Source organism: Mycobacterium sp. pUA109 (genome assembly GCF_041287095.1).
In the GTDB taxonomy this organism is placed as follows: domain Bacteria; phylum Actinomycetota; class Actinomycetes; order Mycobacteriales; family Mycobacteriaceae; genus Mycobacterium.
On record NZ_JBGGKS010000011.1, the window covers coordinates 96336 to 110285 of the forward strand.

15 protein-coding genes are annotated in these 13950 nt (G+C 66.6%); 5 read left to right on the plus strand and 10 right to left on the minus strand.

Translation table 11 applies throughout. The features are described 5' to 3' along the window. Positions 1–40 precede the first annotated feature (40 nt). Entirely contained in the window at positions 41–1069 is a 1029-nt protein-coding gene (locus ACAG26_RS14430) for a GTP-binding protein (protein ID WP_370483266.1), read from the plus strand. 910 nt (positions 1070–1979) lie between these two features. Beyond that, positions 1980–3278, plus strand: a complete 1299-nt coding sequence (locus tag ACAG26_RS14435; RefSeq protein WP_370483269.1) for a PPE domain-containing protein — start codon at positions 1980–1982, stop codon at positions 3276–3278. 103 nt (positions 3279–3381) lie between these two features. On the opposite strand, the gene ACAG26_RS14440 is transcribed toward ACAG26_RS14435, so the two are convergent. After that, on the minus strand, positions 3382–3984 hold the full coding sequence (locus ACAG26_RS14440) for a hypothetical protein (RefSeq protein WP_370483271.1): 603 nt from the start codon (positions 3982–3984) through the stop codon (positions 3382–3384). A gap of 164 nt (positions 3985–4148) precedes the next feature. Between ACAG26_RS14440 and ACAG26_RS14445 the strand changes: the two genes are divergently transcribed. Together ACAG26_RS14445 and ACAG26_RS14450 are read left to right on the plus strand one after the other, a co-directional pair. Beyond that, complete coding sequence (locus ACAG26_RS14445; protein ID WP_370483273.1) at positions 4149–4349, plus strand: hypothetical protein; 201 nt, start codon at positions 4149–4151, stop codon at positions 4347–4349. Beyond that, positions 4346–4687, plus strand: a complete 342-nt coding sequence (locus ACAG26_RS14450; RefSeq protein WP_370483275.1) for a type II toxin-antitoxin system PemK/MazF family toxin — start codon at positions 4346–4348, stop codon at positions 4685–4687. The genes ACAG26_RS14445 and ACAG26_RS14450 overlap by 4 nt, the downstream gene beginning before the upstream one ends. A 45-nt stretch (positions 4688–4732) precedes the next feature. On the opposite strand, the gene ACAG26_RS14455 is transcribed toward ACAG26_RS14450, so the two are convergent. From ACAG26_RS14455 to rpsF, 6 genes are all read right to left on the minus strand, one after another. After that, the gene (locus tag ACAG26_RS14455; protein WP_370483276.1) at positions 4733–4996 is read right to left on the minus strand and encodes a hypothetical protein; all 264 of its coding nucleotides are present in this window, start codon (positions 4994–4996) and stop codon (positions 4733–4735) included. A gap of 39 nt (positions 4997–5035) precedes the next feature. Then, positions 5036–6412 (minus strand): replicative DNA helicase, encoded by a 1377-nt coding sequence (gene dnaB, locus ACAG26_RS14460; protein WP_370483278.1) that lies wholly within the window; start codon positions 6410–6412, stop codon positions 5036–5038. Between the two features lie 548 nt (positions 6413–6960). Further along, positions 6961–7419 (minus strand): 50S ribosomal protein L9, encoded by a 459-nt coding sequence (gene rplI / locus ACAG26_RS14465; RefSeq protein ID WP_370483280.1) that lies wholly within the window; start codon positions 7417–7419, stop codon positions 6961–6963. A gap of 37 nt (positions 7420–7456) precedes the next feature. Further along, the gene (gene rpsR / locus ACAG26_RS14470) at positions 7457–7711 is read right to left on the minus strand and encodes a 30S ribosomal protein S18 (RefSeq protein WP_370483282.1); all 255 of its coding nucleotides are present in this window, start codon (positions 7709–7711) and stop codon (positions 7457–7459) included. 59 nt (positions 7712–7770) lie between these two features. After that, positions 7771–8283 carry a single-stranded DNA-binding protein gene (locus ACAG26_RS14475; RefSeq protein ID WP_370483284.1) on the minus strand — a complete coding sequence of 171 codons (513 nt, stop codon included), beginning with the start codon at positions 8281–8283 and terminating at the stop codon, positions 7771–7773. 87 nt (positions 8284–8370) lie between these two features. Further along, positions 8371–8661 (minus strand): 30S ribosomal protein S6, encoded by a 291-nt coding sequence (gene rpsF, locus ACAG26_RS14480; protein WP_071027228.1) that lies wholly within the window; start codon positions 8659–8661, stop codon positions 8371–8373. A 160-nt stretch (positions 8662–8821) separates the two neighbouring features. Here rpsF and ACAG26_RS14485 point away from each other — a divergent pair, with 160 nt between their 5' ends. Next, positions 8822–9358: a hypothetical protein gene (locus ACAG26_RS14485; RefSeq protein ID WP_370483286.1), complete on the plus strand. Its 537-nt coding sequence runs from the start codon at positions 8822–8824 to the stop codon at positions 9356–9358. A 3-nt stretch (positions 9359–9361) separates the two neighbouring features. On the opposite strand, the gene ACAG26_RS14490 is transcribed toward ACAG26_RS14485, so the two are convergent. The 3 genes from ACAG26_RS14490 to ACAG26_RS14500 are packed head-to-tail and all read right to left on the minus strand — an operon-like array spanning position 9362 to position 13939. Further along, positions 9362–11011, minus strand: a complete 1650-nt coding sequence (locus ACAG26_RS14490; RefSeq protein WP_370483288.1) for a glycosyltransferase family 87 protein — start codon at positions 11009–11011, stop codon at positions 9362–9364. Continuing rightward, positions 11008–13521, minus strand: coding sequence for a transglycosylase domain-containing protein (locus ACAG26_RS14495; protein WP_370483290.1), 2514 nt, complete (start codon positions 13519–13521; stop codon positions 11008–11010). Before ACAG26_RS14495 ends, ACAG26_RS14490 begins: the two co-directional genes overlap by 4 nt. After that, positions 13514–13939: a DUF5318 domain-containing protein gene (locus ACAG26_RS14500; RefSeq protein WP_370483292.1), complete on the minus strand. Its 426-nt coding sequence runs from the start codon at positions 13937–13939 to the stop codon at positions 13514–13516. The genes ACAG26_RS14495 and ACAG26_RS14500 overlap by 8 nt, the downstream gene beginning before the upstream one ends. Between the last annotated feature and the right edge of the window lie 11 nt (positions 13940–13950).

Genomic DNA, 13950 nt, shown 5'->3' on the forward strand with positions numbered 1-13950 from the left:
CAGACTGCCGGTGGTCCGCCGCGGACGCAATAATGGCCGGATGGTCGATCGCAACGCGCCCGCTATCCCGGTTATCGCCCTCACTGGTTACCTCGGCGCGGGCAAGACCACGCTGCTCAACCATGTGCTGCGCGCGCCGGGAGCACGGATCGGGGTCGTCATCAACGACTTCGGCGAACTGAACGTCGACGCTGGCCTGGTCACGGGCCAGGTCGACGAACCGGTGTCTATCGCCGGTGGATGCATCTGCCATCTGCCGGATGATGGCGGGCTTGACGAGGCGCTGGAGACGCTGGCCGACCCGAAACTCGCGCTCGATGCGATCATCGTCGAGGCGAGCGGGGTGGCCGAACCGATGGCGGTATCGCGAGTTATTCGGTTCAGTGGGGTGGATCGGATCCGCCACGGCGGTGTCGTTGACGTGATCGACGCAGTGGAGCACTTCCACACCGTCGACACGCGATCCACGCCGCCTGCGCGCTACGGTGCGGCCTCGCTCGTCGTGGTCAACAAGTTGGATCGGATCCCCGAGGACGCTCGCGCAGATATCCTTCGCCGGGTTGAGGCCCGTGTGCGCGAGCGGAATCCCGACGCTCACGTCGTGGGCGCGGTGGCCGGACGGGTGGATCCCCGACTTCTCTACGACGTCAACGACGGCGACGAGTCCGGGCAGATGTCGTTTCGGGAACTGCTGCTCGAGGACAACGCTGCCGCCGCCGACGCGCACCACGACCATGTGCATGCGACGTCGGTCACCGTCGTCGGCGACGGCGCGGTTGACCCGGGCCCGCTCATCGACCTGCTCGAACGGCCGCCGCATGGCGTCTACCGGATGAAGGTCACCGTCAGGATCGGCAAGCGCCACTACCTCGTCAACGTCGTCGGCACCTGCGTCCATGTGATGACTGCGCCGTCGGGCGCCGGTGCGAGCCACCTCGTTGCAATTGGCGCGCACCTCGAGGCCGAGGACGTTCGCGCGCGGCTAGAGGCGGCGCTGCGTCCCTGCCCGGGAAAGGTGGCTGCCGCCGGAATGCGGCGGCTGCAGAGGCTGCGGCAATACAGCATCTAAGCCCTGACGACCACACCGCCGCGAGCCCGCCCGAGGACCAGAACTGAGGAGCCGCCGTCATTTTCACCAGCGTGGTGGTATCGACGTTCTCGACAAGCACACGGGCTAGTGACCCCGAGCAAGGGGCAACTGTTTACCGTGGGTTCGTCCAGCGCGGTCGCTGGCGCGCTGGGCCGCCGGCGCTTTTTAGCGCGAGACCGCAGTAAGCTACTGCCTCAGTAAATCCGCAGATCAGTCGTGTCCAAATGTTTTTGCGGGTACACACCATCGGTGTCACGATAGATCACGGCTCCTTTGCGCAAATAGCGCGTGCATTGCTCCTGATGGCGGCAGTCACGTGCCATTTAATGGCCTCTAGCAGCCGCCTGGTCGATTGCTAGCTTCCGCGTTGTACCCGGCGTTACGGAATATACTTGAAGAGCCCTTGGACGCCAGAGGGTTGCGAGAATAATCTTCTACTGAAGAGCGGAGATACGCGTGTCAGGATCCCTGTCGTAAGCTATCTAGCTGGGTATATGCTATTGATAGAGCGCTGCTACAGCTTACTTACTGATATATGGATTTGTGGCGAATCGCTTTTCTGAGTTTCGCAATATTGCGCACTCTACGGCAATATCTCGCTCAATTGGCGTTAGCTGCTGGATGCGCCCCGTCAGTTGGCTGTGAGATTGGTGGGATCCACCATTGTGCGTTGATCTTCGTTAGCCGACAGGGTTAGCGTCACCTGACGTACGCAGATCAATCATCATTTGGTTTTGACCCGGTCACGGCAGTAACTCCGCCGTCTGAATTTACTTGCGTGAATTCACGTTTCTGTCGACAGGTGGCCACCCTCGGCACCAGTCCTGGGCGGTACCCGAACACCGGGGTACGCCGACGCGGTCACTGCGAGTTAAGGAGGATCGTCGCAATGGATTTCGGAGCGTTACCACCGGAGATCAACTCCGCCCGCATGTATGCCGGCGCCGGCTCGGGGCCGATGTTGGCCGCCGCATCGGCGTGGAATGATTTAGCCGCCGAATTGCGCTCCGCGGCGTCAACCTACCAGTCGGTGATCACGGGGCTGACCAGTGAGGGATGGTTGGGGCCGGCATCGACCGCAATGGCTGCCGCGGCCGCACCCTATGTGGCCTGGATGACCACCACCGCCGGGCAAGCCGAGCAGACCGCCGAGCAAGCCCAAGCTGCGGCCACGGCGTATGAAAATGCGTTTGCGATGACCGTGCCGCCGGCGGACATTGCGGCTAACCGAAGCCAGTTGACGGCATTGGTCGCGACCAATTTTTTGGGTCAGAACACCCCGGCAATCGCCGCTACCGAGGCCCACTACGGCGAAATGTGGGCCCAGGATGCCACCGCGATGTACGGTTACGCCGCCAGTTCGGCGGCGGCCTCGAAGGTGCCGTCGTTCACCTCACCCGAACAGACAACGAACCCGGGCGGGCTGGCTGCACAGTCGGCAGCCGCCACCCAAGCCACCGGGACGTCGTCGAGCGCCGGCGCGCAAGCGACGCTGTCGCAGTTGGCTTCTACGGTACCCAACACCCTGCAGGGGCTGGCGTCACCCGCGTCATCGGCATCGGGGCTGGGCGGTACCAATCCGTTTGCCGCAGGGTCGAATACGACGACCAGTGGTTTCGCTGGATTACTGAATTTCTTCGATGGGCAGACGAATTCGGCCATGGGGACGTTCATGAACTCGACGCTGGCGAACGGATTCGTTTCGGGACAATGGGTGAACCCGGCCACCGTAAGCCAGGCATCCACGAATGCCTTGTCCGACATCGCCTTTTTGTCGGTGACCGGTCCGAGCGGGGCCGGGCTCAACCCGAACATCATGATGTCGGCGACAGCTCCGGCGTCCGGCGCGGGCACGTTGAGCCATCTTATTTCGGGCATAACCCCGCCCGGGTCAACAAGCGTGAGCGGATCGGCAGTGTCAGCGGGGATGGGCCGGGCCACGTTGGCCGGGGCGCTGTCGGTGCCGCAGAACTGGGCCACCGCCACCCCGGTGACCAACGCGGCTGCCACCGCGTTCCCGGCCTCCGGCTGGACTGCCGCCCCGGAGGTCGCCACCGGGGAGATGCCCGGTATGCCCGGTATGCCCGGTGCGCCGATGGCGGCGTCGGCCGGACGCAGCCCCGGCTTTGCCGCTCCCCGGTATGGGTTTCGCCCTACCGTGATGACACATCCGCCTGCTGCCGGGTAACGGAAAGGGCTAGCGAGACCCGGTGGTACATCACGCGGCAAGGTGCAGAGATCACAGCTCGCCGCTCGAGAACCAACCGGCGGTCACAGAGACCGCGAAGCGGTTACTGCTCGCTAAAGTCGAGGTTTACGGGTTCAGTCGCCTGCGGCGTGCCGGTCACGGGGACATCGGAGCCGACTTCTTCAAAACGAAGTCCCGCGATGTCGACAGACCCCGTTCCCTGAAGGAGCACCCCGAAAGCGATGGCGCTCGCGTGCTCGTCGACATCAAGCACGATCGATTCGCTCGACCACCCAGTCGAGCCCTGGATCGAGCGGTCCTGCATATTGTCGAAGGCCAAGGGAGCGGTCTGCTGTTGACTGTCGATCCGCAGCCAAAGGCCCGCCCACCCATCAATATCGTTGCCCTTCAACAAACCAGACAGCCGAACACGTGTTCCGAGATACCGTGTCGGAGCGATCGTCTGCATCATCGTGCCGAATCCTGCCGCGTTGTCGTTGACGGCTCGCAGACGCACGACAGCGTTGTCGTCGATGGTCTCCGCCGTGCGGTCGAATTCGTAGTCGGCGGGATTGCTGCCCGCCATGTGCCAGCCCTTCACCGTGGTTCCCCCCCTTGTGATCGTCATTGAGCCGACTGCGTGATAACCGGATCGCAGCATATCGGCGCGTTTATCGGCCGATGCTCCTTCCAGCGGCCAGGGCATTCGTTGCCTGCCTGGCTAGTCTAAGACCACCGAAACCATGACTCGCGCGCAAAAGCTCGGACCCATACGGGGTTCGGCAATCGGATCATGCTCGTGGCTCGATGCATGGCGCCTCAGCCACGCGACTGTCGAACATTTGTCGAACACGCGATAGCATGGGTGACATGCCTGGATCAATCGGTTTCCGTCCGACGCAAGATGACGAGCGCATCCTGCGCGAGGCCGCGCGGCCGGGCGAGAGTACTTCGGACACGTTGCGCCGAGCACTGCGGCTGTTGGATCACGAACGGTGGTTGGCGCAGTTCCGCGCTGACGCGGAGGCGCTCAAGGACGAGGATATCAACGCGGAGCCCGAAGCCTGGTGATACGCGGAGCCGTCTATCGGATCGATCTTGGGCGGCCCCGCGGACACGAGCAGGGCGGTAAACGCCTGGGTCTGGTCGTGTCCCCGTCGGATTCGCCGCTTTCGGTCGTGGCCGTGATCCCCACGTCGACCTCGGCCGGCCCGTCGATTCATCGCCCCGAGATTGAGATCGCCGGTCGGTCGACGCGGATGCTGGTCGACCAGATCCGCTCGATCGACATCCAATATGTCGCGGGCGACCCCGTCGACTACCTGACCCGAGACCAGCTCGTCGAGGTCGAGCTCGCGCTGGTCCACTACCTTGGCGTTCAAGACGCCGCTCCACCGCGATCTTCATAACGTCCCGCGGCACAATCCGCTATCGGACGGTGGTGCTGGTGGCCATCAATCGTCGTCGGCGCCGATCGTGACCGCGCCATCGGCGGCGACCTCGAGGCCGGGTGGGGCGAACTGGATGAACGCGGTGAGCGCCGGCGATGGCTCTGCTGAGTCGCCGCAGCTCGGGTTGGCGTAGCCGACGAAGGCTGCGCTTCTTGCCGTGCCGGTGAACCAGTAGAGCGCCACGTGGGCAAGCAAACGGTCAAGACCGAGCACGTCTTCGGGTAGCGCCTCGGTGGGCCAGGTCCAGGATTTGAACTTGTCGACCATCCAGGCCAGTTGACCTACCGGTACATGGGCGGCGGGTCCTCAGTGCGCCATATTGGTAAACCGCGACAAGTGCAGCTGATGCGCCACCGTGACTGTTTTGGTCGGGCCGTTGCGGTGCTTGGCCAGAATCAGATCCGCCTCACCGCCGCGCGGGTCGTCGCGCTCGAAGGCATCGGGTCGGTGCAGCAGGATGACCATGTCGCTATCCTGCTCGATCGCGCCCGATTCCCTTAGATCAGCTAACATTGGCTTCTTGTCGGTCCGCTGCTCGGGGCCCCGGTTGAGCTGGCTGAGCGCGACGACCGGTAGCTCCAGTTCCTTAGCCAAAAGCTTTAGCTGCCTTGAGAATTCCGATACCTCCTGCTGACGCGACTCGACTTTCTTGCCGGAGGTCATCAGCTGCAGATAGTCGACCACCACCAGCCGCAGGTCGGCCTTCTGCTTTAGCCGGCGGGCCTTGGCGCGGATCTCCATCATGGTCAGGTTCGGTGAATCGTCGATATACAGTGGTGCTTCGCTGATTTCGCTCATCCGCCGCGCCAGCCGGGTCCAGTCGTCGTCGGTCATCCGGCCCGAGCGCATGTCGCCGAGCTTGATCTTCGCTTCGGCGCTCAGGAGCCGCATGACGATCTCGGACTTACTCATCTCCAGCGAGAAGATGACGCTGGGCTGCCGGTGCTTGATCGAGCACGACCGCATGAAATCCAGTGCCAGGGTCGATTTCCCCATACCCGGCCTGGCCGCGATCACGACCATCTGTCCCGGGTGCAGGCCGTTGGTCACATCGTCGAGGTCGGTGAAGCCGGTCGGCACGCCACGAGCGATGCCGCCATGCGAGGCGATCGCGTCGATCTCGTCCATGGTGGGCTGCAGGAGGTCCTCCAGCGGGACGAAGTCCTCGGAGAGCCGCCGGTCGGCGACGTCGTAGATCTCGGCCTGCGCGCGGTCGACGATTTCGGCGACGTCGGCGCCTTCCGCACCCGCGTAGCCGTACTGCACCACCCGGGTGCCGGCCTCCACCAGCCGGCGCAGCAGGGCCTTCTCCGCGACGATCCCGGCGTAGTAGCCGGCGTTGGCCGCGGTCGGCACCGTGGAGATCAGGGTGTGCAGATACGGTGCCCCGCCGATGCGGCGCAGCAGGCCGCGGCGGTCCAGTTCGGCAGCCACCGTCACCGCGTCGGCCGGCTCCCCGCGGCCGTACAGATCCAGGATCGCGTCGTAGATGTTCTGGTGCGCGGGGCGGTAGAAGTCGCCGGGCCGCACCCGCTCGAGCACGTCGGCGATCGCGTCCTTGCTCAGCAGCATCCCGCCCAGCACCGACTGCTCGGCGGCAAGGTCCTGCGGCGGCTGCCGGCCGACGTCTTCCCGGGGTGGCTCCTCGAGGCCGGAGTGCCCAAGATCGTCGACGACTGCCATTTACCCCCGCCTCCCTTCGGCACCGCGCTCGAATGCCCACCCGACATCGGTACCCGGACCGTAGGTCAAGGCACTGACATCGCCCGCCGTCATGGCATTCGCCCGGCTCCTCGTCGCGCCGCTCCCGACCGGCGTTTCCGCCGAATCGAAGACGCTCACCCGACCATCGCCATGCGCCGGGTCGACGGTAAGTGTTGCTGGCGCCAACACCAAGCGAGCTTGTTCATGAAGTTGTGCATCGAGTGTGGATAGCCATCGCCGGCCGTGTTGAGGCGGTGGGGAAAACCTGTGGATCATTGGCTGACAGTTCCGCATCTCTGCTGCTAAGCGCACCACACGAACACGTCCGAGCTGTGGATGAGAATCCGTTCGGCGTGTCGAGCCGGGTTGCCATCTCGGGCGTGTTGTGTGTCCGCCGGGTTGGCAGCGTGTTAACGGCCGGTTAGATTCGCTGGCCGGTCCGGTGGTCGAAGAGTTCGCTGGCGCACACAGCAACGCCCCGGTGGCGGCCGGTTACGGCGCCACCGGGGTAGCTGGTGGTGTGGGGTCTAGCCCTGCGCGACGACGTCCACGTCGAGGGCGACGTTGACGTCGGGATGCAGATGCACCGAGACCTGGTGCGTGCCGAGCGCTTTGATGTGCGCTTTGGGCAGCCGCACGATGCGCTTGTCTAGGCTGGGGCCGCCGGCCTTCTTGATCGCGCCGACGACGTCGCCGGCGCCGACCGAGCCGAACAGCTTGCCCGAGTCGGGTGCCGTCTTCACCGGCAGCGAAATCGTGCCCAACGCTTCGATCGCCGTTTTGAGCTCGTTGGCGTGCTCTAAATCGCGCACGGTCTTCGCATCACGGGCGCGACGGATGTCGTCGGCCTGCTTTTGCGCGCCGCGGGAGGCGACGATGGCCAGCCCGCGCGGCAGCAGATAGTTGCGGCCGTAGCCGTCCTTGACTTCGACGGTGTCGCCGGCGACACCGAGGTGCTCGACCTCGTCGGTCAGAATCAGTTTCATCGTTCTACGTTCCTATGTTCCGTGGTGCCGCCGGCGGCTACCGGGCCGAGGAGGTGAAGGGCAGCAGGGCCACCTCGCGGGCGTTCTTCACCGCCAGCGCGATGTCGCGCTGGTGCTGCACGCAGTTGCCGGTGACCCGGCGGGCCCGGATCTTGCCGCGTTCGCTGATGTAGGTCCGCAGCAGCGCGGTGTCCTTGTAGTCGATCTCTTGCTTCTTGTTGGCGCAGAACGCACACTTGCGCGTCTTGACCGGCTTCTCCGGAGCTGGGCGCCGCTTGTTGGACTTGGCCATCTGTGTATCTCTTTCGTGCTGTGGTTTTGGTGGGGCGCGCCGTATCGCGCGCCGGGGTATCAGAAGGGGGGTTCGTCGTCACCGGCGCCGAACGAGCCCGACGCGGGGGCACTGCCCCAGGGATCCTCACCGGTGCCGCCGCTGGCCGCGGCCGGGGCTTGGCTTTGCCCGCCGCCGCCACCGAAGCCGCCGCCTCCGCCGCCGCTGCGGCTGATCCGGTTGACCTTGGCGGTGGCATACCGCAGCGAGGGCCCGACCTCGTCGACCTCGACCTCAAAGACCGTGCGCTTCTCGCCCTCGCGGGTTTCGAAGGACCGCTGCTTGAGCCGGCCGGTGACGATCACCCGCATGCCGCGGGTGAGGCTTTCGGCGACGTTCTCGGCGGCTTCCCGCCAGATGTTGCACCGCAGGAACAGCGCCTCGCCGTCCTTCCATTCCCCGCTTTGCCGGTCAAACGTCCGGGGCGTCGAGGCCACCGTGAAGTTCGCGACGGCGGCGCCGGACGGGATGAACCGCAGCTCGGGGTCGGCGGTCAGGTTTCCGACAACGGTGATGGTGGTGTCACCAGCCACAAGGTCCTCCTGGGATCGGCGGGATGCTTTGCGCGAGCCTACGCAACCGGCCCGACACGCGGCAGTCGTTCACCGACTCGTACTCGACTAGTGCTTGTCGGTCCGCATCACCTTGGTGCGCAACACCGACTCGTTCAGGCTGAGCTGACGGTCCAACTCGGACACCGTCGCCGGCTCGGCCTTCACGTCGACGACGGCGTAGATGCCTTCGGCGTGCTTGGCGATCTCGTACGCCAGTCGGCGCCGGCCCCAGATGTCGACCTTCTCCACAGTCCCGCCGTCGTTGCGGATGACGTTCAGGAACGTCTCCAGGGACGGGGCAACGGTGCGCTCGTCAAGGGTGGGGTCAAGGATGACCATGATTTCGTATGGACGCATGGGAACCTCATCACCTCCTATGGTCGTCTACGGCCACGGTGTGTTCCGTGGCAGGAGGGTCGCCTGCGTCGGCAACCCGCTTAGGCTACCGGATGCGGGGCTGGCCAGCGAAATCGTGTCGCCGGTGGCGCCGCGGCGCGGTTGTTAGGCTCAGGCTTCGATGAGCATTCGGGTATCGCTGTGGCCGTGGTGGGCGCGTTTCGTGATATTGGCCTGCCTGTGTGCGGCCGGATTGAGCCTGCTCGCGGCGTTTGGATCGGTGGGCGGGTCCTGGTCACAGGCCGCTCCGGGCATTGCGCTGGTGAGCCTGGCGGTGGGCGCGGTGGGTACCGCGGCTAGCCAGCGGGGTCACCGCGCCTACACCGATGCGGTCGACGGCCTCAGCGCCGCCGACCGCTCGGCAGCGCTGACCGCGCTCCTGCGTGGACCCCTGCCGACGGCGCCGGCGGTGCGGGCGGCCACCACTCGGGTGGGCAAGGTCTACCTCGACGCCGCGGAGCGTTCCTGGTCGATGATTGTCGTCACCGCGCCGATCCTGATCTTGCTCTTCGCGGTGGTGGCGGTGGCCGAGGTGCAAGCCGGTGAGCCCACCGCCGCCGCGCCCTACGGCGTGCTGGCCCTGCTGATCGCGGCCGGGACCGCCTGGAGTTGGTACATGCCCCGGCAAGTGCGGCGTCGCCTCGACCTGCTGTTGTGAGCGCTAATGCTGGCCGGCCGCGGCGTACTCGGGCACGGTAGCGGGCTCGGCAACCTTCACCGCCCTGCGCGCCGCCGCGGGCCGCAGCCAACCCGGCAACCAGCTAACCGGTCGGTCCGGCGCCCAGTCGAACACCCCGCCGGACGGGTCGTCGACCCGGCCGCGCCAGCGCACCAGATCCTCGGCGGGCCGATAGATCTGCCGGATCACCAGCACGCACAGCCCCAGCACCGCGAGGTCACGCACCAGCACGGTGGCGGTGAACCATTGTTCCGGCAGGCCGCGGTTGGGCACGCTGTACAGGAAGTACATCCGCGGCACCCACACCAACGCGTCGATCGTCATCCACGCCAACAGGATCCGGCGGTGCGGCAGCGCCAACACCGCCAGCGGGACCAGCCACAGCGAGAACTGCGGGCTCCACACCTTGTTGGTCAGCAAGAACGCCGCCACCACCAGAAACGCCAATTGGGCCAGCCGCGGTCGCTGCGGGGCGGTCAGCGCGATATATCCGATCCCTAAGCAACACAGCAGGAACGCGATCATCACCACGGTGTTGAGGATCACCGGCGGCTGCCAAAACCCCAGCGCGGGATCGAATCCGCGCCACCCGGTGAACGACTTGACCACGTTGAACAGCGAATCCATGTCGTCGCCGCGGCGTGTGTTGAGCCGGAAGAACTCCGACCAGCCGCGCGGAAACAGCAGCAGCACCGGCAGATTCACCACCAGCCAGGTCGCCACCGTGACGGCGGCGGTGCGGGCCACCGGGCGCAGCCGCCCGGTGCGCAGCCCGAGGACCAGCAACGGCCCTAAGAACAGCACCGGGTACAGCTTGGCGGCGGCGCCCAAACCGATCAGCACCCCGGCCAGCGCCGGTTTGCGGCGCGCCCAGGCCAGCAGCCCGCCGACCGCGAACGCGGTGGCCAGCGCGTCGAAGTTGGTGAAGATCTGAAAGATCAACAGCGGCGAGGCGGCCACCAGCGCCGCATCCCACACCCGGCGTCCCGCCAGCCCGGCGGTCGCCCACACGGTCGCCAGCCAGGCCAGCGCCAGCCCGAGCGCGACGATGTCGAAGAACACCACCACCTCGGCGACGACCGGGATCGCGACCAGCTTGCTGATCACGGTGTAGGTTTTGGCCAACGCCATCGCCACGTATTGGTAGACGCCGGTCAGCACCGGATACTCCATGTAGCGCACCGCGGTCTGCCCGTCGTAACGGGTTTGGGGTTTCCCGGTGGAATCGGTTTCGATCCAGCTGGACTTGTACGGGAACTTGCCCTGGCTCAACAGCTCCGCGCCGTACAGCGGCACCGTGTCGGAGTAGCACAACTCGTAGTAGGCCCGCTCGTGATCCCAGTTGGCGACCCGCTGATCGCCGGTTCCGGCGCCGGTGCTCTGCAGACACGGCGCCTTGGTGGCCCAGCCCAACGCCAAGAACACCAACGCGATCACGAACATCACCCGCAGCGGGGTGAACAACCCGGCGCGCCCGATCAGCGCGTGCCGGCCCACCGGCCCGCCCACCACCCCGGAAAGCGCATGCCCGAGCATGTCGGTGCGGCTGGGACAGTCCCGGTCGTCGGCGCTGCGCAGATCGGCGGCCAGGGGCCCCGGCGAGACGATGGCGCGGTCGGTGGCGGGCGTCACGGCGGCGGCGGGGGCGGCGATTCTGCGGGACTTTCCGGCGGCGGCCCGGGTGGTGGCGCGGCCGGGCCGGCCGGAATGGTGGTCGGCGGCCCCACCGGGATCGTGATGCCGGGCGCGATCTCGATGGTGGGCTGGATGACGATCTCCGAGGGCGGCGGCGCGGCCGGCGGCGGGGGCGGCGCCGCGGGTGCGCCGGCGTAGCCGCCGATCTCGGTGGGCTTGGGGAACGACTCCTTGTCGGTGCCCTTCAGGGCGTCGTCCATGGTCGCTTTCCAGATGTCCGACGGGATGCTCGATCCGTACACCGGTGACCCCCACTTGTTCACCAGCGCCTGGTCGCCCTCGACGGTGCCCACCCACACCGCCGTCGACAGCGACGGGGTGTACCCGACCATCCAGGCGTCCTTGTTGGCGCCGGTGTCCCCGAGCTGCGTGGTGCCGGTCTTGGCCGCCGACGCCCTTCCGCCGGCCAGGTTGTGCCCGCGGGAGTAGCCGGCGATCGGCTGCATCGCCGAGGTGACGTTGTCGGCGACGGCCTTGTCGATGCGCTGTTCACCGCTGTCGTCGGCGGTGGCCGCGTCGAAGAGCACCTTGCCCTCGGAGTTGACCACCTTCTGCACGAAGTGCGGCCGGTGATACACCCCGGAATCGGCCAGCGTGGCGTACGCCGACGCCATGTCGATCACCCGGGTCTGGTACTGGCCCAACACGATCCCGTTATTGGGTGGGCCACCCTTGCCGTCCTCGGACAGCGTGTGCGGCACCCCGGGGAAGCTCTCGGCGATCCCGGCCTGATGCGCGGCGTCCGCGACGTCCTGCGGCCCGTTTTTGAGTTTGAGCATCAGCCGGTAGTAAGAGGTGTTCAGCGAGCGTTTCAGCGCCTCGGCGATATTGCAGTTACCGCAGCCCTCACCCTCCACGTTGGTGATCTTGATGCCGTCGACGGTGAGCGGGGAGCTGTCGACCTGATAGCCCAGCCCGATGCCCTGCTCCAGCGCCGCCACCAACGCGAACACCTTGAACGACGACCCGGTCTGCAGCCCGGCCTGCGCGAAGTCGAACCCGTGCGCGTCGGTGCCGCCGAAGTAGGCCTTCACCGCGCCGTCGTGCGGATCGATGGACACCACCGCGGCCCGCATATCGGGGTCCTGCCCATCGAGATACTTGCCCACCGCGTCCTCGGCGGCCTTCTGATCCTTGGGGTCGATGGTGGTGGTGACCTGCAGCCCCTGGGTGTTCAGGGTCTGCTCGTCGATGTTGAACAGGTCGAGCAGTTCCTTGGTCACCTGCCGCTGGATCAACCCGTTGGGTCCCGAGGTTTGGTTCTGGGCGCGGGCCGCCTCCGGTGGCACGGTGGGCGGAAAGACCTGCCCGCGGCGGTCGCTGGCCGACAGCGCGCCGGTCTCCACCATGCCGTCCAGCACCCAATTCCAGCGTTCGGCGGCGCCCTTCGGGTCGATCGCGGGATCCAGCGTCGACGGCCGCTGAATCAGCGCGGCCAGCAGCGCGCCCTCGGCGACGTTGAGCTGCTCGACGGGTTTGCCGTAATACGCCTCGGAGGCCGCGGCGATCCCGTAGGCGCCGCGACCGAAGTAGATGATGTTCAGGTAGGCCTGCAGCACGTCGTCCTTGGACCACTGCCCCGACATCTTCGCGGCGATGACGAGCTCCTTGGACTTGCGCAGCAGCCCACCCATACCGGACCGCTGCGCCCCGACCAGGGCATTTTTGACGTACTGCTGGGTGATGGTGGATCCGCCCTGCAGGTCACCGCCGAAAATGTTGTTCTTGATCGCCCGCGCGAAACCGCTGAACGAGAACCCGGGGTTGGAGTAGAAGTCGCGGTCCTCGGCGGCGATCACCGCGTTGCGCACCGGCACCGGCACCTGGTCGATGTTGACGTCGACCCGGTTGCCCTCCGGCGGAACGATCTTGGCCAGCTCGGAGCCGTCGCTGGCCAGGATCGTCGACACCTGGTTGGTGCGGATGTCCCCCGGCTTGGGAATGTCGACGATGAAATACGCCATCGCGAACGTGATGATCGGCAACGCCACCAGCACCGCGGCCGCCGCGTACAGCCCGCGCCGCACCCACTTCCAGTTCACCGGCGGCAGCAGCCGGGGCGGCGGCTCCAGGGCCTGGCGCCGCTCCCGGGGTTGGTCGGGGTCGCGCGGCTCGCGAGGCTCGGGCCGGTCCGGCCGCGGCTCACGCCGCGGCGGCGACCCGGCACCGCTGAGCCGCTGGTCACGTTCGCGGGGGGCGCCGCCATCCAGGGCCGCCTTGACGGCCTCGATCGGGTCCCGCAGCCGCCGCGAGGTGTCGTCTCTGACCGGCGGAAGGATGGTGGTCAGCCGGTCGTCGGGGGGAACCGGCCGCCGCGGGCCGCGCGGATTGTCGTGATCGGCGCCGCGCCGCCCCTCCTCGCCGGGCCGACGCTGCGCCGCGTCGTCGGCCGGCGATCCGTTCAGATCATCATTGGCTGACCGGTCGCCGCGCCCGTCGTTATTCACTGGCCGTGCGCGCGCCGTTGCGCGCCGTCCGCGTGCTGCGGGTGCCCTTGGGGGGGCGGGCCGCGCCAAGCACATACGACTTCACCAGGTGATTCCAGCTGCAGGTCCGGCAGACCTCCACCACGTGCACCGAGAATTCCTCGAACCGGGTGGCCAACAGGACCAGCTCCTCGGCGGTGCGCGCCGAGCCGGACACCGCGCCCAGGTGATCACCGAACACCCACGACACCAGGGTGAGCTGCTCCTTTCGGCAGATCGGGCACACCACCGCGCTGGGTTTCCCGTGGAACTTGGCGGCGCGCAACAGATAGGGGTTGGCATCGCACACTTCGGTGACGCCGGTGCGCCCGGAATACACCTCGGCCAGCAGTGAGCGGCGCCGAAGCGCGTAATCCACCACCTGTCGCTGCAATCGCACGTTGACCAGAG